Source organism: Kitasatospora sp. NA04385 (assembly GCF_013364235.1).
GTDB lineage: Bacteria > Actinomycetota > Actinomycetes > Streptomycetales > Streptomycetaceae > Kitasatospora.
This window is the reverse complement of record NZ_CP054919.1, coordinates 3,813,599-3,832,867: the sequence shown is the minus strand read 5'-3', so window position 1 is coordinate 3,832,867 and position 19,269 is coordinate 3,813,599. Positions and strand designations below refer to the sequence as shown.

General features: G+C 68.1%; 8 protein-coding genes and 1 pseudogene. 5 read left to right on the top strand and 4 right to left on the bottom strand.

The genetic code is table 11. The annotated features are described in order from the left end of the window. Window positions 1-1,178: 1,178 nt before the first annotated feature. From HUT16_RS17025 to HUT16_RS17015, 3 genes and pseudogenes are all read left to right on the top strand, one after another. A complete protein-coding gene (locus HUT16_RS17025; RefSeq protein ID WP_176189014.1) occupies window positions 1,179-2,657 on the top strand; it encodes a TnsA endonuclease N-terminal domain-containing protein in 1,479 nt (492 codons plus the stop codon). 23 nt (window positions 2,658-2,680) lie between these two features. Beyond that, window positions 2,681-2,980 (top strand): annotated as a pseudogene (locus HUT16_RS17020) (transposase); the annotation flags it as partial. Between the two features lie 17 nt (window positions 2,981-2,997). Beyond that, complete coding sequence (locus HUT16_RS17015) at window positions 2,998-3,870, top strand: IS3 family transposase (RefSeq protein WP_176189012.1); 873 nt, start codon at window positions 2,998-3,000, stop codon at window positions 3,868-3,870. A gap of 75 nt (window positions 3,871-3,945) precedes the next feature. On the opposite strand, the gene HUT16_RS17010 is transcribed toward HUT16_RS17015, so the two are convergent. The 4 genes from HUT16_RS17010 to argS form a co-directional block, all read right to left on the bottom strand. Beyond that, entirely contained in the window at window positions 3,946-6,738 is a 2,793-nt protein-coding gene (locus HUT16_RS17010) for an ATP-binding protein (RefSeq protein ID WP_176189011.1), read from the bottom strand. Between the two features lie 44 nt (window positions 6,739-6,782). Next, the gene (locus tag HUT16_RS17005; protein ID WP_176189010.1) at window positions 6,783-9,491 is read right to left on the bottom strand and encodes a DUF1156 domain-containing protein; all 2,709 of its coding nucleotides are present in this window, start codon (window positions 9,489-9,491) and stop codon (window positions 6,783-6,785) included. Beyond that, complete coding sequence (locus HUT16_RS17000) at window positions 9,475-12,966, bottom strand: helicase-related protein (RefSeq protein ID WP_176189009.1); 3,492 nt, start codon at window positions 12,964-12,966, stop codon at window positions 9,475-9,477. The genes HUT16_RS17005 and HUT16_RS17000 overlap by 17 nt, the downstream gene beginning before the upstream one ends. Before the next feature lie 336 nt (window positions 12,967-13,302). After that, window positions 13,303-15,063, bottom strand: a complete 1,761-nt coding sequence (argS, locus tag HUT16_RS16995; RefSeq protein ID WP_176189008.1) for an arginine--tRNA ligase — start codon at window positions 15,061-15,063, stop codon at window positions 13,303-13,305. Window positions 15,064-15,404: 341 nt separating this feature from the next. Between argS and HUT16_RS16990 the strand changes: the two genes are divergently transcribed. Then, entirely contained in the window at window positions 15,405-17,207 is a 1,803-nt protein-coding gene (locus HUT16_RS16990) for a hypothetical protein (RefSeq protein WP_176189007.1), read from the top strand. A 46-nt stretch (window positions 17,208-17,253) separates the two neighbouring features. Continuing rightward, the gene (locus HUT16_RS16985) at window positions 17,254-19,266 is read left to right on the top strand and encodes a radical SAM protein (RefSeq protein ID WP_176189006.1); all 2,013 of its coding nucleotides are present in this window, start codon (window positions 17,254-17,256) and stop codon (window positions 19,264-19,266) included. The last annotated feature ends 3 nt before the right edge of the window (window positions 19,267-19,269 follow it).

The window sequence follows — 19,269 nt, the reverse complement described above, 5'->3', positions numbered from 1 at the left end:
ACCGACGGCACGATGGCTAGGCGTGGACTCGTGAGCGGTCTACCCTCGTAGGTAGAGCGTCGAACGACACGGTGCACAGCAGGTACGCGGTACGGAACGGCGGCGCTGCGACGAAACGTCGCTGTAGTGCTCCTGCGCGACTGCTGCGCGAGTAAGGGCGGTATGCCACAGAGAGTGACGGTAAGGGATTTCAAGATCCACGACATTCCGTGCCAGGGCCTGTGCGGCTTGTGACCTGCGGATCTACCAGTCTTGCGCGGAAAGCTTCCCAAGCTTAGAGCGCGAGTTCGATTCTCGTCACCCGCTCCACGGCAAAGCCCCAGGTCAGCGGCCTGGGGCTTGCTTGTTGTCTAGACCAATTCGGGGTTTTAGGCTATGAGCTTGGATTTCTCGAGATTCTCGGGAGGTGTGACGGGGGTTTCGCTGTTGGCTCTTCCGGGGTCGGAGCTGTGCGGGCTGTCGGGGCGGCACCTACGGTCACGTCAGATACCTTCCCTGGAAAGCGACTTGGCGCCGGTTACCTGGTGACCGCCTGGATTCTTCTGCTGGATGGGCGACTCCGTGTGGGCTGGGTCGGCGGTTTGCGGCGGGGTGGACCGGGTCTGATTCGAAGCTGCGCACGAGTAGCGCACGAGTAGCACAGGGGCCCGCCGAGGGCCGTGGATCCCTTGTCCTGCGGCCTCTGTGCCCGATCGGGAGATATGAGCTTCTTTCGGGCCACCCCATCGAGCGGACAGAACTGGTGGCGAGGTGGGCCTTCGTGTTAGCTCGCAGCCGGACCGCCCGAGAGGCGGGGCTGTTCAGTGTCCCTTCCGGTCGGGCCCCGGCTGTGTGCCGGGGCAGCGGCGGCAGCGGGCCACCGTAGCGATCCGGTCGTGATCGTCCCCTGCTTTCCGCCCGGGTGAGCGGGGCGGCGAGGGCCTTCTCCCGGGTGCTCTCACCAGGTCATCTTTGGGGCGCCCTGTCGGCTGCGACAGTGCCGAGCGACCCGCGTACTGGTCAGATGCTTCAAAGTGCCACCCTGTACAGCCGCCGGCGCCGTCGTCAATGCCGAGATAAATCGAAAGTACGTTTTATTGGTCGGTTTTGTCGGTGCTCCCCACTAGCGTTGGTGCTCGCCAGCCGAATTTGCCTGGATACGGTGTGGAAGCCTTCCGGCTCAGGGTAGGTGGGAGCGCGTGGACCTCGACAACGCAGCGGGTGTCATGGAGTCAATGTCCGAACGCAGACCTGTCCGCTCGGTGGTGGCGGAGTGGGAGCAGGTGACTGGCCACTCGTTGCGCCCGGAACGTCAGGAGATGTTCCTCGCGCGTCCTGTCGTCAAGGAATTGGCGGATGTATCTCACGCCGTTCGATTGGCCGCAGCGCGGCGGCTTTGGGCCGCCAGGGGCCAGTTGCTGCTGGATTACTGGCTGCTGGACCGCCGGTGCCCTGGTGCGTCTGCGCAGACCCCGGTCTGGCAGAGTTCCGGTGAGCTGGCGCCCGACACCGTGATGATCTTGCGTGAGCTCATCACGCTAGCCGTCGAGGAAGTGCAGCACCCGCGGGACCGAGAAATCCTTGCCCGCCGCATTGGGCTGCACGATCAGCTGCCTCAGACCTTGGAACAGGTGGCCGCTGCGTTCGACTTATCGGGACAGTGGGTTAGCCAACTGCAGAACCGTGCGTTGGGGCGTATGTCGCGAGCCGCTGCGCCCGCGACCCGACGCCTGCGTAGCCTCCTGGCCGACCTCGGCGGCTTGCCTGCGGCTGAGGGGGAGTCGAGCACTCCCGAGCGCCTGCTGGGGCTGAGCGAGGCCGTCGTCCCCTCGTTGGCACCACGGCAAGCAGTCACATTAGTTGCACGGCTGGCCGGTGTTCCACGGGCTTGCGCGGAGAACTTGGCGGCTGAAGCGATGACGGTGCGTGTGTCGAGGCGTGCGGAGGAACGCCACGAGGCCGCTCGGGTGGGAAGAACCGAACGAGCCGATCTTCGCTGGTCCCGCATCGCCGGGGACATCCGGTGGCCCGGCGGGCTCTGGGAGGCGCCCCAGCAGAGGGATCTGCAGGCGTTGCGTGAGGTCAACGACGACCGGGCCGGCGTGTGGTTCTGCCCGAAGTTGAAACGTGATATCTCCTATGAATCGGCCACCGAGCTCGTAGTTATCCAGCTTCTTAGCTTCACTTCTGAAATATTGTTCTACCAAGAGCAGCCCCTTGCCGTCGGGTACGAGTTCGATGGCCGCGAACGGACCTACTATCCCGACCTCCTCGCTGTCACCACCGACGGGCGCTGCATTCTGATCGAGGTCAAGCCGCTCTATGAGGTAGCTACGGCTATCAACGTGGCCAAGTCCCGTGCATTGGAGACCCTGTGTCGCAGACGGGGATGGGGTTGGCTGGTGACGGATGGTAACCGAACCAGGGCTCTTCTGGAGTCCAGACCGGTCAGCCCGGAGTTCGCTGAACTCATCAGCTCGGCTCTGGCTCACAACGGCGAGCTGACCTGGCCTCAGGTATGCGCGGCGGCAGAAGGCTGTACGTTCGATTGGGCCGATCTTGCCGCGCTGGTTCTCCGCAATGGCTGGGACTGGCGGCACCGGCCGTACCGGCTCAAGGCCCAGCCATCCAAAAGTGCTGATGGCGTGGGCTTGATCCGCTTTGACGGACACTCCTGATCAGGGGCTTCGGCCCCGGAAGGATGATGTCCATCATGGAGAGCATGGGGAAGAAGAAGCCGCGCCCTCGCCGCTCGTTCACACCGGAGTTCAAGGCCGAGATCGTCGAGCTGTGCCGACGCGGTGACCGCTCGGTCGGTCAGGTCGCCAAGGACTTCGACCTGACCGAGACCGCGGTGCGCGACTGGATCAGGCAGGCCGAGGTCGATGCCGGTGAACGCGCCGGTCTGACCAGCGGTGAGCGTGAGGAACTGGCCCGGCTGCGGCAGGAGAACCGCCGTCTGCGCGAGGACGTCGAAGTCCTCAAGCGTGCGACGGCTTTCTTCACGAAGGAGACCCGATGACGGTGCACCCGTTCATCGAGGCGGAGAAGCAGGGCAGCCGCAACGTCAAACGGGCGTGCGAGCTGCTGAAGGTCTCCCGTACCGCCTTCTACGCCCGCCGCACCGCCGCCCCAGGTCCCCGTGCGGTGCGCGACGCGGAGCTGACCGAGAAGATCACCGAGGTCCACGAAGCCTCCCGCGGCAGCTACGGAGCTCCGCGTGTGCACGCCGCCCTGCAACGCGAGGGCGACCGGTGCGGTCGCCGACGGGTCGCCCGGCTGATGCGGCAGGCCGGCCTCCAGGGCCGACACCGCAGACGAGCCCACCGCACAACGACCCCCGACCCGCTCGCCGCCGCCCGTCCGGACCTGGTCCTGCGCGACTTCACGCCGGACCCGGTGGCCCTCGATGCGCGCTGGTGCGGCGACATCACCTACATCCCCACCGACGAGGGCTGGCTCTACCTGGCCACCGTCATCGACATCGCCTCCCGCCGCGTCATCGGCTGGGCCACTGCCGACCACCTGCGGACCGAACTCGTCTCCGACGCGCTGCGGGCTGCCCGCCATCGCCGCCGACCCAACGGCCCGGTGATCTTCCACTCGGACCGCGGCTGCCAGTACACCAGTCGTGAATTCGCCGATCTGGCGATGAAGTTCGGCGTCCGGCTGTCGGTCGGTCGCACCGGCCAGTGCTGGGACAACGCCCTCGCGGAGTCGTTCTTCGCCACGCTGAAGCGCGAGCTGGTCGACGACCGTTCGTGGCCCACCCGGGCAGCAGCCCGCACCGCGATCTTCGAATGGATCGAGAGCTGGTACAACATACGCAGGCTGCACAGCAGCCTCGGCTACCGCAGTCCCGCCGAGTACGAGACCGTCCTCGTGGCCTGACCACCACACCGCAGGTGTCCGTCAAAGCGGAGCAAGCTCACTCCCGCGGTTGCGCGGGAGGCGCCCTGGCGTGTTCTATTCGGCGCGGACCTCGGCGTGCGGGTCGCTCTCTTCGATGGGCTCCAGCAGTCCGTTGCGCAGGGCGGTGCGGTCGAAGGGGCCTTCTGCGGAGATGTGGATCTCCACGTCGGTCGCGCTGCCTTGCCCTCGGAGCCATGCGAGCGCTCGGTAGAGGTCGCCGAGACCCGACTTGTCGAACTTGGCGCGGATGTCGACGTTGCGCACGACGTCTGCAGGCGGTGCCTGCGGCTCGGGCCGGGCCCGGTTGTTTCCAGCGTCTTTGGGCGCGGGGGCGGGGAGAGTGGGCTCTGTGGGCGGGGCGTCGGATGCTGCAGGCTGACCATCCTGCAGCATCGCGCGGGCGTGGTCGTGCCAGATGACGGCTGCGTCTGCGGAGAGGTCGATCTCTTCTGCGGGGATACGCTCGGCGAAGCGGATCCGTCCGACATCGAGGGGGCGCAATGTCCCTTGGTGGTCAGTGATGCCGACGGCGTATCCGAGCTCCGAGCTGCTGATGGCGTTCGTGATGGCGGTGGCGAGAGCGCGATGGTTCCAGAGCTTGGTGAAGTCGAAGTAGCTGTAGAACCAGTCGACGAGGTCGGAGCAGCGGACGACCGGCCTATCGGGTCCGAGGCCGGAGAGTGCGACGAGGCGGGAAGCGGTGACGGAGCTGAAGACCCGCTGGCTCAGGGCTTCGACGACACGTTCGTGCAGTGCGCGGCCTGCGGCGAGCATGGAGCGCAGGTCGATGTGCTCCAGGATGTACGGAGAGTCGTCGTCCTGGCGCGGCCGCGTCGGCAGCACGGCGGTGTCGTATGCCATGCCGAGCGCTGCTGCGGCGTCACGGCGAGCGTTTCCTGCCTTCTCTCGGAGCTCGTCGATCTGCTCCGGGGAGAAGCCGTACTTGGGTGACTTGGTCAGAAGCCTGTCGGCGGCCAGCCGCAGCCGGGTGGAGTGCCGGGCACGGTCGAACTGGGAGGCGTCAGGCAGGACGAAAGCGATGCCGTTGCGGTAGCGCCGGGTCCCGGCTTTGCCGGCCTGCTCGATGAACTTGCTGAGCGGCTCGCGGTCCTGTGACCACTCGGGGTGGAGGTAGCAGACCGTGAACAGAGGCTGCTCGTCCGCGAGACCGTTAGGCCCGTCGGGCCACAGGCAGATCCCTGTGGCACCCCGCAGCTGCCGCTCAAGTTCCAGGCGGACATCGATGAGGACTTCGAGGGAGGTCAGCTTGGCGGCTTCGTCCCGGACGAGTTTGGTGAGGTTCGGGGTCGGCTCGAACCGGTAGCGACGGCCCGTGTGGTGGAGGTAGAGCTCCTCCTCCCGCAGGTCGTGGAGGGCAGCGAGGACGATGTTGCGGTCCAGGCCTGGCACCAGGACGCCGCGGACGAGGTCGGATTCGAGGACGCCGCGGTCTTCTCCTTCTCGGGCGCCGAAACTGTAGAGCATGACGGCGCTGGCGACGCGGGTGCCGACGTTGAGCTGTGAGATGGTCGGACTGTCGATGCCAAGGCGTCGGTCGACGGTGGCGGCGCCGGATCCGGCGGAGGTGATGTCGCTGGAGAGGACAGCGGTGAACCGCTCGCGTTCGCCGACCTGGGAGAAGAACGCGCCGCGGACCTGCTCGTCGGTGAAGTCGATGTCACCGGGCCCGATCAGGGGGCTCTTGGCGCCGTTGCGCCACAGCGCGTGGACGACTGCCGCGAGGAACTGCAGTGCGCCGCGGGTGCGCTGGTAGGACGGCAGGGAGCCCCAGCGGTGGTACATGAGGTCGAGCAGGTCGGGGTGGAAGGGGTAGGCCTCGACGATGCGCTTCTCAAGGTTCCCGGCAACGACCTCGGCTTCACGCCGGCCGTCGCTGGTCTCGGCGGTGGCAAGGAGCTGCTTTCGCAGAAGCTGTCCGTAGGCGCGTGCGACCTCCGTGTGGACCTGTTCGTTGCCGATCTCGTCGAACAGGCGCCGCTGCACGACGCGCAGGACCTCGTCCTCGGAGACGGGCTCGCGCTTGGCGTCGACACGGGCCACCAGCTTGTCGAGGTCGCTGAGGAGACCTTCGGCTCCTACCGCTTCGCCAACGCTGGCCTGGAGGCTGTAGACCATGACGGCATTGGGGTGCGAGCTGACGGCCTCGGTGAGGGCCTGGATGAAGAGCATGGCCTGCCGGCCGGCGGTGGAGTCGCCGCGCTGGACGGCCATCGCCTTCTCGACGAAGACCAAGACCTCGTCCAGCAGGACGAGGGTGGGGCCGTCGCCGAGGATGCGGCGCAGAGTGTCGCCGCCTGGGGCGGAGCCAGTGCGATCGTGCTCCGCGACCAGCTCGTACCGGCCGAGCTGTGCGGCGAGCTCGCCCCACAGGGTATGGGTCACGGTCCCGGTGGCAGTTGCCGGCGACAGCGGGTCGAGTTCCTCACCGGACAGCACGGCGACCTGGACCTTGCCCGGGTCGGTGATCTCCTTGAGCGCCGGGCACGCGGCGAGGGCAGCCGGACGATCGCGGACGAGATGCAGCAGTGCGACGAGGCTGTGGGTCTTGCCGCCGCCGAAGGGGGTGCGCAGTTGCAGGACATGTGAGCCCTTGCCGCCGGCGAGGACGTCCATGACGTCACCGAGCAGTTCGCCCATCTTGGCGGTCAGGTAGGTCGCGCTGTAGAACCTGCCCGCATCGGAGTACACCGGGGCGATGCCCGGCCTCCGGCGGAAGACGCCAGCGAGATTGGCGGCGTACGTGCCCATGTCCAGCACGCCGGCGGCGACGTCCTCGTGCGGGCGGGCGATGTCCGTCCACGGCGCCAGCCGGTACCCGGAGCTCACGGTGTTGTCCTTCCCCTCGGTCGGTTCACATCGGCGGCGCCACGTCAGACCAGGCCCTGGTCCCCAGTGATGCTTCGCCACGAAACTAGCAGTCGTTCGGCTGCGCTCGCCTCACGGGTCTTGGCCTCGTTGGGAGTTGAGCGCAAGGCTCGGCCCGCGAGGGCCTGGATGAGTTGCTGCAGTCGGAGCGTGTCGACATTGGTCGACAGCAGGTAGGGGCGGACGTCGGCCGGCTTGTGCTCGGCCCGCCACAGGAGGGCGTGCGCCACGTCGATCAGGGGCAAGGTGGTGGGCGGGGCGAGTTCGACGAGCGGCATAGTGCCGCCGGCGTCGAAATGCGGCAGGCCGAGGCGCTCGTCGTCGCCCCGGTCTTCGAAATCGCGCAGGACCACCGCGGACTTCACCTTCGCCACGTGGGGGTTGGCGCCATTGGTCAGCCCGTTGGGGCTGTCCAGGTCGGCTCCCGTCATCCGGGCGAGGTTGTTGGCCTCGTCGAAGGGCACGGGGCTGTAGCCGTAGGAGTACTGGGCTGCGACGTAGTAGCGGGTGACCGGGTCGACTCCGGCGAGGGATCCGAAGATCGCGTCCAGGACGCGGCTCTGGACGGTCTCCAGAAAACGTTCGGCGGGCAGTGCGTCGCCGTTGTCCTGTTCGACCCGTTCGAATCGGGTGAGTGCCCGCAATCCCGCGCCCACAGTCGCGATGACGAGGTCCGCGCCGGTGATACCGAGGCCCTCCAGCCGTTCTAGTCGCTCCTTGATGATGTCGTTGAGTTCCGACATCACCTCGGCCTCGCTGCCTACTCCTGCATTGGCGTCGCGCTTGCGGGCGACAAGGAAGATGGAGGAGGCAAGACTGGCGGTTCCTCGGCCGACGGCCCGCTCGGGCATCTCCGTGTCGAGCGGCCACGCCTCGGTGATCATGAATCCGGCGCTGCGAAGGGCTTCCACGAGGCTCGACCAGCCGGACGTGGTTTTGTGGGCGTAGACACATACCAAGGGGGCGCCGGGCTTCAGGACGCGGTGGGCCTCCTTGAAGGACTGCTCCATCAGTGTCTCGTAGTGGTTGCGGGCGGCGTCCTTGCTTCCGGCATGCCGGTAGGCCGCGACGACGGCCTCGCTCCTCTTCGGGGTGAGGTCTCCGCCGAGGTCGGTGGGGTAGAGGAATCCGACCGACCGCTTGAGCCAAACGTAGAAGAAGTCCGACAAGTCGGCATAGGAAATGTTGTCGTAGTAGGGCGGGTCGGTGACGACGGCGTCCTGCGAGTCGGCAGGAAGCGGGAGGGCCGTCGCGGATCCGCGTACGCACTGGGCGGGGTTGCGGATGTTCGCGAGCCGGTCGACCAGGTTGGCCGTTTCCTTCAGGTACTTGCGGACGTCGCCCGAGGCACCGGCGAAGGGGTTGGCTTCGTAGAAGTCCCAGACCATCGGCAAGGCCTGGCGGGCGAAGGTGTTCGTCCCGCCTTCGTTCTTGGTGTCCAGCCGGCACAGGTTGGACAGCCGGTCGGCGACCCGGTTGAGGGCCATGGCCAGGGCGGTGGCCATGGCGCCGGCCCGGCCCTCCTCCATGCCGTCCTCGCGGGCCCGGTCGTGGACCCGGCGGATTCCTGCGGAGAGCGTGCTGAGGGCGAGGAGCTGGCGCGGGGTGAACAGGTCCCGGTAGTGGGAGAAGCCGTACACCATGCACGTGCCGCCGGTGATGCGCATCGTGCCAGGCAGCGACTCGTCCATTGGCTCCAGCTGGAGTTCGGCCAGTCGCCGTGCGCATTCGGCGTCGTCAGGCAGCTCATACTCGCCGACGGGGAGGTAGTCGCGGCCTCGGCCGACGGCCTTGAGCGCGATAGCCGCCAGCGGCGCGGTGGTCATGCGCCCGGCGCGGGCCTCCTCCTTCACGTAGCGGCCTTCGACGGGTGCACCGCAGATCCGGCAGGTAACCTCGCCACCACGCGATCCCTCGGCGGGGTCGAATCCCAAGCCGTCCTCGGTGGAGGATTCCACCACTTCGTAGCGCAGGGTCCAGCTGTCGCGGTCGGCGATCGGCCGCAGTGCGACGTACCGGCCCTTCCTACGGCCCAGCCATGTCTGGCGCAGCAGGTGGGCGTCGTGGGCGGGCGCTGCGGGGTTCGGGCAGCGCACAGCCCTGGTCCACAGGTAGGCCAAGGGCGGACGCCTGTCCGTCTCGGAGTCGCCGATCATGGTCTGGCCGGTGCCGCTGTCCACCGTGGGATAGAGGTCGGAAAGATCCGCCCAGGCCTCGTCGACCCAGAGGGTGCCCCAGCGACGGATGTCGTCACCGAGGCCGGGGTAACGCTGCGGGAACTCCATAAGGGTCCGCTCGATGAGGTGCGCCACCGGGTTCAGCTCGTTGGCGGTCACCTCGCAGCCGAGCCGGAGGGCCTCCAGCGGGATGGCACCTCCGCCGGAGAACAGGTCGACGACCTTCGGGGCCCGGCCTCCGTGTGCTGCGAGGACCTCGGCCCTCGCAGTCTCGACGGCCTGCTCGGGGCCGCCCCACGTGCACAGGGCGTCGAAGAAGTCGGACAGCTCCTGGACCGAGCGGGTCCGCCCTGCGGCCGGGACGAGGGCGGAGTAGATCGCGGCCCGGGAAGCGGCCAGCGGGCGGCGCGCCCACCACAGGTGCAAGGACGCGGGATGGCCGACGCGCCCGCCGACCTTCTCGCTCGCGCTGGTGCGGCTGATGACGTCGATTGGGATGACGTCCTCGATGAGCCGCTTGTCACTGCTGTCGCGCACTGTGATCCTCTCGCCCCGCGGTCTCCGTGTTGCCGACCGCGTGAGCTCGGATACTAGCGCCCGGCACCCGGTAACCGGTGATCTGCCGGATCGCCGCAACGTTGGGCAACGTGTGGTAGGGGTCCTGGACACGCATCAGATTAGGCGCTGTCGTGGCGCCGTACACCACGTAAAGCCAGAATCCCGCGCCCCAGCGCTGTGCGGCGTACCACTCGGTCCGGTACAGGCCCACATCGCCCGCTGATGCGCCTCGGCCCTTGACCTCGATCCGGCGGACCTCGCTGGAACCGTCGGGCAGAATCTTCGTCGATCGGATGTCGAACCCGGAGCCGTCCCGCAGGTCTCCCACGTACTCCGGCGTCCAACCTGCCGAACGTTCGAACTCCATCGCCACGCGGACAGCAGCGTCCTCGACCTCCTTGCTCGGACGCATGACGTTGATGTCGGGGTCGTTGGGTGCGGCCGGCGGGACCACCACAGCTGTGCCGAGATAGGTCACCTTCCCGGGGCGCACAACACCGAGTCGGCTGAGCGACTCCAGCTTCGAGGTCCGACGGTGGCCCAGTTCCTTCAGCTGCCGGTCGGTGTTATCGCGCAGCAGCCGGTACGAGTCGTCGCCAGCATCGATCTTGGCATTGTATGCCATCCACCGATCGTCCAGGCGATGCTTCTGCGCAGCCATCGCCTCCTTCAGGTACGTCTCGCGCAGCCGGGCGTGGTCCAGCCGGTTGGTCCGCTCTGCCGAGGCACGCGGAAGCTGGACCTTCACCCGCAGCCAGTCCGTGGCCAGCCGGATCTGGTCCGGACCGGGCGGCTCGGCCTTGCCTCCGTCGGTAGGGGTCAAGGTGTGCAGGACGTCTGCCGGGCCGCGGTGCAGCCCGTCCTGGTCCTCTATCACCGCGACGACCTCGGAGAACACCTGCTCCGGCGAGCCATGGACGTCCTCACCGACAATCTGGTAGGCGAAGAGGTGCACCAGGTACGGCGACCGGGTGCCCGGGTCGATGAACACCGCCGAACTCTGCGGCACGCCGTCCGCGGCCAGGTCGCGCTCCAAGGACTCCGACAGAGCGGCGAACAGCGGGTGGCCCGGCGAGCAGAGAGCTGCGTCCTCGTGCTCGACGCGGTCGCGCTGCTCCTTGCGGAAGGTGAGCTTGCGGTAGTCGGCGGAGGGGCGGCCACGCAGGCGCACGGACGACAGGTCGTCGCTGCGCAGGGCGGCCGGCACGCGCTCCACACGCAGCAGCTGGTCGGCGCGACGCTCGACTCGAAGATGCTGGCGAGCTGCGGCCTGGAGGAAGAACTCCTCCACGTACTCAGGCATCAGGCGACGCTCGTCGGACAAGAAGTTCTGTCCGCGGACCCACTCGATGTCCACGTACTTCTTCGCCAGCGCGATACCGGTGGCCTGCTCGTATTGGGCGAGCTTCTCCGAGTCCAAACGATTGATCTCCGCGACGGCGGCATCACGGTTCGCCCGGGTCGGGTTCGCCAGCGTCTCCTTCACCAGCCGCTCGAAATCGATGCCGTTGATGGTCAGCAGCTCACCGATCACGTCGTAGACACGGCCGTTGAGGTCCTGGCGCATCGCTTCCAGGCGTGTGTGCAGGCGCTCCAGGAGTTCGCCTTCGACGGTGTTGGTCGCGCAGAAGTTGAAGATCCAGCAGTCCGCGCTCTGCCCGATCCGGTGAACACGGCCCATGCGCTGCTCAAGGCGGACGGGGTTCCACGGCAGGTCGTAGTTGATCATCAAGTGGCAGAACTGCAGGTTGATGCCCTCGCCGGCCGCTTCGGTCGCGATGCAGATCTGCTTGTTCTGCCGGAAGTCGTGCTGGATGCGCTTGCGCTCCGCCGGCGGGTGACCGCCGTGGATAGTGCACACGTCGTAGCCCCAGTTCTCCAGGTGCTGCTTCAAGTACTCCAGGGTGTCCCGGTGCTCGGTGAAGATCAGCAGCTTGCCCCGACCGTCGCGGAGCTCCTGAAACTCCGCCCTCTCCAGGCATTCCCGGAGCGCCGTGAGTTTGCGCTCCTCACCGCCCTGGGTCCGCACCCGGTCGGCGTGCGCGACAAGCCTGCGCAGTTCTGCCACCTCGGTGCGCAACTGAGAGATCTGCCCTGCGCCACTGACCTCCGTGGCCAGCAGGTCGTCGGCGACCTCGTCGATGTCGTCCGACTCCGATTCCAGGTCGTCGAAGTCACTGTCCGCAGGTAGGCGGCCCAACGCGGCCAGACGCCGTGCCGCGTCACCCGGCCGCATCGCCGTCAGCTGATCAGCCAGTTCCTCCAGACGGTTGGCCCGCTTGGCCAGCGACGAGCGGATGGCGCCGAGACTGGAGGCCAGGCGACGCTGGAGCACCGTGCGGGCCAGCGCCACCGCGTTGCCCCGGGACCCGCCGCTCGCCCCGAGGTAGCGGTTGACGTAGTCCGTCACACTCATGTAGAGGTCGTACTCGGCGGTGGACAGCTGGAACGGCTGGGTGCGCACATGGCGCTCCACGAACAGAGCGCCATTCCGCTCGTCGACGAGGTCTTCCTTCTGCCGCCGCAGGAAGTACGGGTTGTCCTCGTTGGCGATCTGCTTCTTCACCAGATCCGCCGAGGCGAATTGGTCGGGGTCGAGCAGCCCGAGGAACCTTGTGAACCGGTCCTCGTCGCCCGAGTGCGGCGTCGCCGTCAACAGCAGCAGCCGGTCGGCCTGCTGCGCGACGCCCTCCACCGCCGTGTAGCGCTTCGTCTTGACGACTCGCTCCTCGCGCCCGCGCTTAGTGACTGCGGATGCCTTGTGCGCTTCGTCCACGATCACGAGATCCCACTGGTTGCGCAGCAGGTCTTCCCGGACATCGTCACGCTTTGCGAAGTCGAGGCTGCTCACGACCATCGGGTATCGCTCCCACGGGCTACGCCCGACCTGGTGCCTTACCTGCTCGCCGCCGACCACCTCGAACTGCTCGTCGAACTTGTCGAGCATCTCGTCCTGCCACTGCGTGGTCAGCGGAGCAGGGCACAGGATCAGCACCCTCTCGACGACGCCCCGCAGCTTGAGCTCCTTGAGCAGCAGGCCCGCCATGATCGTCTTTCCTGCTCCAGGATCGTCCGCCAGAACGAACCGCAGTCGCGGTTGCGGGAGCATGTGCCGATAGACGGCCTCGATCTGATGGGGCAGCCCTCGCACGCCACTCATCGACACGGCGAACAGCGGGTCATGGGCGAAGGCCAGGCGGATGCGCTGAGACTCCACCCAGAGGAAGAAGTCGTGCGGACTAACCAACGAGGACTGGCCTGCAGCTTGATCGAGTGCAGCCTCCAGCTCGGAACGGAAGAGCTGGGTTTCGTCCGGGGCGCCACTGGAATGCCTTACCCGGACCAGGTAGACGTCGTCGCCGATCTCCTCGACGTGCTCGACCCGCACGGGGTGCGCGAAGTGCCCCTCCAGCATGACCTTCTGATTCTTCGCGCGGTCCTGCAGGTCATCCACGTCGGTCCTCCCAGCAAAGTCGCTCACCATGCAAACGTAGCGGACAGCACCGACACCGCCATGGGCATCGGCGCAGGGCACCGGGGCAGCGTAGAGGCCTGTTCCAGCGATCCCGCATGGGGAACGCCGTTCGCCTGCTGCTCAATGAACGGACGGCCCCAGAAAAAGTGCTCCGCGCTCTGATACCTCGGGCCCCGTGACGGCACAGCGCCCGCTCGAACGGCAAGATCACGCAGTCTGTCGGCCTAGCCGGCCCCGACGAACAGCAATGGGTCGGCATATCCAGCCCCGGGTCCATACGTATGGGCCCGGGAGCATGCTAATTGGGCATGTGCATTACAGCCGTTCGGGGGTTCCGATACCGAGGAGGTCCATGCCCTGGCGCAGGGTCTGGCCGGTGAGCTGGCAGAGCAGCAGGCGGGTCTCCATGACCGCGGGGCTGGGGGCCTTGAGGACGGGGCAGTGCTCGTAGAAAGCGGTGTAGGCCGACGCGAGGTTGTGCAGGTAGGCGCAGAGGCGGTGGGGCTCGAACGTTGCGATCACCTGGGTGATGGTGGCGCCGAATTCGTCGAGGAGAAGTCCGAGGGCGCGTTCGGTCGGCTCCAGGGTGAGTTCCTGGTGGACGGTCGGGGTGACGCCTTCGGGGGCCTTGCGCAGGATGGACTGGATGCGGGCGTAGGCGTACTGGAGGTAGGTGCCGGTGTCGCCGTTGAGGGAGACCATGCGGTCGGCGTCGAAGATGTAGTCGCGGGTGCGGGAGGTCGAGAGGTCGGCATACTTGACGGCGCCGATGCCGACCTGCTTGGCGCGGTCCTCGAGTTCCTCGGTGGGGAGCTGGGGGCTCTTCTCGGAGACGACGGTGCGGGCCCGGTCGACGGCTTCGTCGAGGAGGTCCATGAGGCGGACGGTCTCGCCGGAGCGGGTCTTGAAGGGCTTGCCGTCCTTGCCGAGGACGGTGCCGAAGCCGAGGTGCAGCGCGCGGACATTGTCGGGCAGCCAGCCGGCGCGGCGGGCGGTGGCGAAGACCATCTGGAAGTGGAGGGCTTGGCGGCTGTCGACGACGTAGAGGAGCTGGTCGGCGCCGAGTACACCGACGCGGTCGCGGATGGCGGCGAGGTCGGTGGTGGCGTAGCCGTAGCCGCCGTCGCTCTTCTGGACGATGAGCGGGGTCGGCTCGCCGTCGGGGCCCTTGATGTCGTCGAAGAAGACGCACAGGGCTCCGTCGGAGCGGACGGCGACGCCGGAGGCTTCGAGGTCGGCGCACACGTCGGCGAGCCTCGGGTTGTAGTAGCTTTCGCCGATGGCGTCGGCGTCTTCGAGGAGGACGCCGAGGCGGGCGTAGACGGCCTCGAAGTAGACCTTCGACTCGTCGACCATGCCCTGCCAGGAGGCGACGGTCTCGGGGTCGCCGGCCTGCAGGTCGACGACGCGCCGGCGAGAGCGGTCGGCGAAGTCGGCGTCGCTGTCGAACGTGGCGCGTGATGCCTTGTAGAGGCGGTTGAGGCGGGACATCGACGGGCCGGCGTCGTCCGGCTCTGTGCCGTCGCCGAGTTCGTCGGGGTGCTCGACGAGGTACTGGATGAGCATGCCGAACTGGGTGCCCCAGTCGCCGAGGTGGTTGCGCTTGATGACCTTCTCGCCGGTGAACTCCAGGGTGCGCACGAGTGCGTCGCCGATGATCGTCGAGCGCAGGTGGCCGACGTGCATCTCCTTGGCGATGTTCGGCTGGCTGTAGTCGATCACCGTGATGCCGGGTTGGGCGGCGCCGCCGACGCCGAGCCGGGTGTCCGCCGCGCGGGCGGCCAGCCGCTGAAGGATCGCGGCGTCGGTGACGGTGACGTTGACGAACCCGGGGCCGGAGACCTCCAGGCCCGCGATGACCTCGTCCGCGGCCAGGTGTTCGAGGACACGCGCGGCCACCTCGCGGGGGTTGGTCCGCAGGGGCTTGGCGAGGCCCATGATGCCGTTGGCCTGGAAGTCGGCGCGGTCGCTTCGTCGCAGCTGGGGGTCGCTGTCCGCTGCGTCGGGGAACGCGGTGGAGATCGCCTGAGCGAAGCGCTGCTGCACCGCGTCGGCGATGGAGAGGACCGTAGCCATAGAACGAAGGACCACTTCTGTGAGAGGGCGGATCCGCGGGCGGGCCGCGGGAGTCGCACAGCAACCGCACCAGGTGGACGGTCGGCGCCGCACGCCGATTATCCCACGCCCTCAAGGGCGGAAGGCCGATTAGGCGCAGCAAGCAAGCACGCCGACGACCCCCAACAGCGTTGATGGCCACAAGAACTGAATGATCATCAGTATTTGAGAGCCTTCCCTCCGCTTCGCGCGGCTCCGTACGGACCGGACGCCGACGACCGAATCCGAGAAATCGATCGAACACACGGTGACGGAGCAGCTACGGTGGCACATCTGCGTGCGGCACTCGGGAGGGGAGTGGGGTGAGCAGAACGATGAAGGATGCGCGTGGGCCGGGGGGCCTTGCGGTCTCGGTTCGGCGGGCGTTCGACCAGAGCAGCGAGACGGTCTCCTTCGACGACCCCGGCTTCGTCGACGTCGGTGGGTGGTTACGCCGGTTCCGGCACCGCGGGCGCGACTTGGTGGCGAAGCGCCGGTCGGTGGAGGAAGCGCTCTCGGAGCGGGATCTGGCGGCCGAGTCCGCGCGCCGGCTGGCCGGATTGACGGTCGGCGGGTTCGGCGCCGTAGAGGTCTGCGTTCCCGAGCTGGTGCCGTTACCCGGACTTGGCGCCGCACTGGTCTCCCCGTATCTGGGCAGGCCCTTGTCGGCCGGGAGCTGGACGAGCGCTCTGCCCATACCTGTCATCACCGGCCTGCTGGTGGCCCTGCTCGGTAGAGGGGTCGAGGCGTCGGGGTGTGTGCCGCGGAACATGTTCCGCCAGGACGGGCGGACGGTTCTGATCGATTGGGAGGACGCGCTCCTGGTCCGGGCGGGCGAAGCCCCTGGCGAGTTGACCTTGATGAAGTGGGACATCGCCTGGTCCGACCTGCTCGGGCGCGACCTCAAGCTGCGCGAGCGCATCCCCGTTTCGTCGCCGGGCGAGCGCACGGAGCTGGACGGCTTCGAGACGGTCCTGGCGGCCTGGCTTCCCTCGGACGCGGCCCGGCGGGATGTCCGCCGTCGCGGAGTCGAGGTGACGCTCGCGAGTGAACTGCCGTCGAAGAGGGCTGGATCGGCGAGCGCCGCCGCTCTGGGCCACCTTGCCGAGGACGTCCTTCCCGCAAGGCTCGGTGTCTTCCACACCGTGCTGACCGCGCACCTGCGCGAGCAGTGCGGTGAGGACGCCTACGCTTCCCTGCTCGGGCAGTTGGACACCCTGGTTGCAGGGAGCCGACCGGCCGCTCATGCGACGGATCTGGGGGCGCTGCGGCGGGCGTGGGTCCTGGCCCTGTTCTCGGCCGCCGAGAGAGATGTTTCCGCCGAAGCCGTGCCGCTGGAGCAACTGGTCCGGCGAATAGCCGAGTTGGCTTGTACGAGCGGTTGGGATGCGGCGCGCAAGCGGGCCGCGGCGGCCGAAGAGATCACTGACCGGCTCGCCGCGGTGATCCTCGCCGTTTTGCGGCTGGAGGGACTGGATCTGCTGTTGCGGGGCTCGTGTGCCCAGGGGGTCCTGGGCCTCGGCAGCGACATCGACTTCGAGTTGAGTTCGGCGGCGCTGCCCTATGGGCACCGGCCCGCGGAGGACCTGCTGATCGAGGCACTCGCCTGCTTCCGCCTGGACGCCGAGGGATCCACCGCGCGCCCCGTCGAGCGTGACCTCGTCAGCGCCGACGGAGGCACGGGCCGCGACCTCCACGAGTGGTTCGAGCTCCGCCGGCCCGGCTCCACCGCTCACGACCCTGGCTGGGCAGCGGCCGCCCTCACCCTGCCGTCCGCCGATACTGTCGGCCGCCCGAGCCAGTACGAGGATCAGGGCCGCGAGCTCACCGCCAAGTACCTGTGGTTCGAATCCCGGGCCGCGCTGGCACGCCTGGCGTCCGCCTGCTCGGGCGCGGCGCCAATGCCGGTGACCGTGGAGCGGCAACTCGCCGTCCTCCCTCAGGCGATCGGAGTCGAGGACGCGGCGGAGCTTCGCGATCTCGTCCATGCCTCGTTCGCCCTGCGGGAGACGGCCGACCCCGCACACCCCGCCGACGACCGGACCCGGCGCGAGATCACCCGGCTCGCCGACCGACTGGATCTGTTCCGCCGGCGCCTCGGACTGCCCGGCCCGCGACACCTGTAATCCCGTACCGCCCCGATCCGCACCGTCTCAACCCGAGAGGTCCACCGTGATCAGCGACGCGATTCCACTTTCCACCAGCGACCCCGCGCACGTCTCCTTCGCCGACGGCTACGTCTTCCACGTCCGCGGCGGCCATATCACCGCCCCGGGCACGCCGTGCCCGTGCGGCGCGCTGGAGGCGGTCCACCAGGTCACGTCCTACCGCGAGGCGTACCCGCAGGCCCAGCTCTCCCTGACCGACCAGTGCAACATGGGCTGCACGTACTGCTCGTTCCGGGACCGGGTCCACGCCGACGGCAAGCCGGTGACGATCCCGCTGGAGACGGTGGTGCAGGGCCTGGCCACCCACCGCAAGCGCCTCATCGAGGAGGACGCGCGGTACAGCCGCGTCGACTTCGGGCTCGCCGGCGAGACGATGCTGGTGCGGCACATGCACGAGGAGGTCCAGACCCTGGTGGAGGAAGGGCTGGCCGACTCGCCGGTCAGCGTGGTGTGGGCCGGCCCGATGGTCACCAACGCGACGCTGTCGATGACGCCGGAACTCGCCGACCGGCTCGGCCCGCCCCAGGACATCAGCCTCGACGGCCCGAAGGAGGTCCACGACCGGGTCCGCTTCTACACCGGCGGGCGCGGCGGCACCTACGACCACGTGCGGCCGGTCCTGGACCGGGTGCTGGCCCGCCACCCCGACATGGGCGTCTCCGCGGTCCTGACCGCGTACTGCACCGACTTCGTCGCGATCTTCAGCCACCTCTTCGAGGACGTCGGCGCCCGCAACATCTACATGAAGCCGGTCAACGCCACCCACGACAAGGACTACGCCCTCAACGCCGCCACGCTGCCGGCCTTCCGCCAGGGCTACGCCGACCTGGTCGACCACATCCTCGCCCAGCCGCCTCAGGGCATCCTCGCCCGGCTGCTCGCCCTGAACTCCGAGGACTTCTTCATGCGGTTCTTCTACCGGGTGAAGGACCGCGCGGCGCAGGTCTACCGGTGCGGTGCGGGCAAGAGCGGCACCTACCTGGACACCAACGGCAACCTCTACCCCTGCGCGCACTTCATCGGGAAGTCCGGCTGGCACATCGGCCACGCCTCCACCGGCGTCGAGGACAGCGAGCGCACCCGATACCTGGACCTGGTGGTCGACCAGCGCGACGGGTGCTCCACCTGCCCGTCCCGGTACGTCTGCGGCGGCGGCTGCTACTACCAGGCCGTGCTGGCGAACGGGGACATCACCAGGCCCGACGAGGTCAAGTGCGACCTGATCCGGTTCATCACCGACCTCGCCATCCGCCTCGTCATCACGCTTCGCGAGGAGCACCCCGAGGTGCTCGACGCCCTCCCATCCCCGTACGGGCTCACCGACGAGGCGCTCGCCGCACCCCCGGAGGCCGACTACCGGCCGAAGGCCACCCTCATCGCGGACCCGGACAACGACAACACAGCCATCCCGCTGGGCACCGCGGGCCGTCTGCGGGGCGGCCTGGCGACCTCGGCCGGTCTGCGGGCCCGGCTCGCGCTCGACAACGGCCGGCTCGCGGTCGGTCTCGACCTCGGTGACACCCCGAATGCCGTGCGCGCCGTGAGGGTTCTCCTGCAGCCGCTGGGTTCGGGATCCTTCACCCTGCACGACCTTGCCGCCCAGCAGTGGCCGGGTGAGGACCAGTGGAGCTTCGCGCGCGACGGCGCGAGCCGGCTCAACCTGCCCACGGCTCGATTCCGCCGCGTCCCGCACCCCGATCCCGTCTGGGAGGACATCGAGGACGTCGACTTCTCCTGGGAAGCGGACCAGGTGCGCCTCCGGTTGCCCCTGCCCGCGCATGGAGAGACCGGGGCCGGTCTCGGGGTGAACGTGTTCGTGGACTTCGCGGACGGCGGCTGGACCGCCCTGACCCTGCACGAGCCGTTCGCGGTCCTCGACCGCTCCCGCACCGGAGCCCTGCGACTGTCGGGGCCAGAAGCCCTCACGGGGCCGGAGAGCGCTGGTGTGAACGGGCGGATGCCCGCCGGACTCACCCCGATCGGCCGCTGGGCCGGTCTCCAGGGCAACACCTGCTGAGGG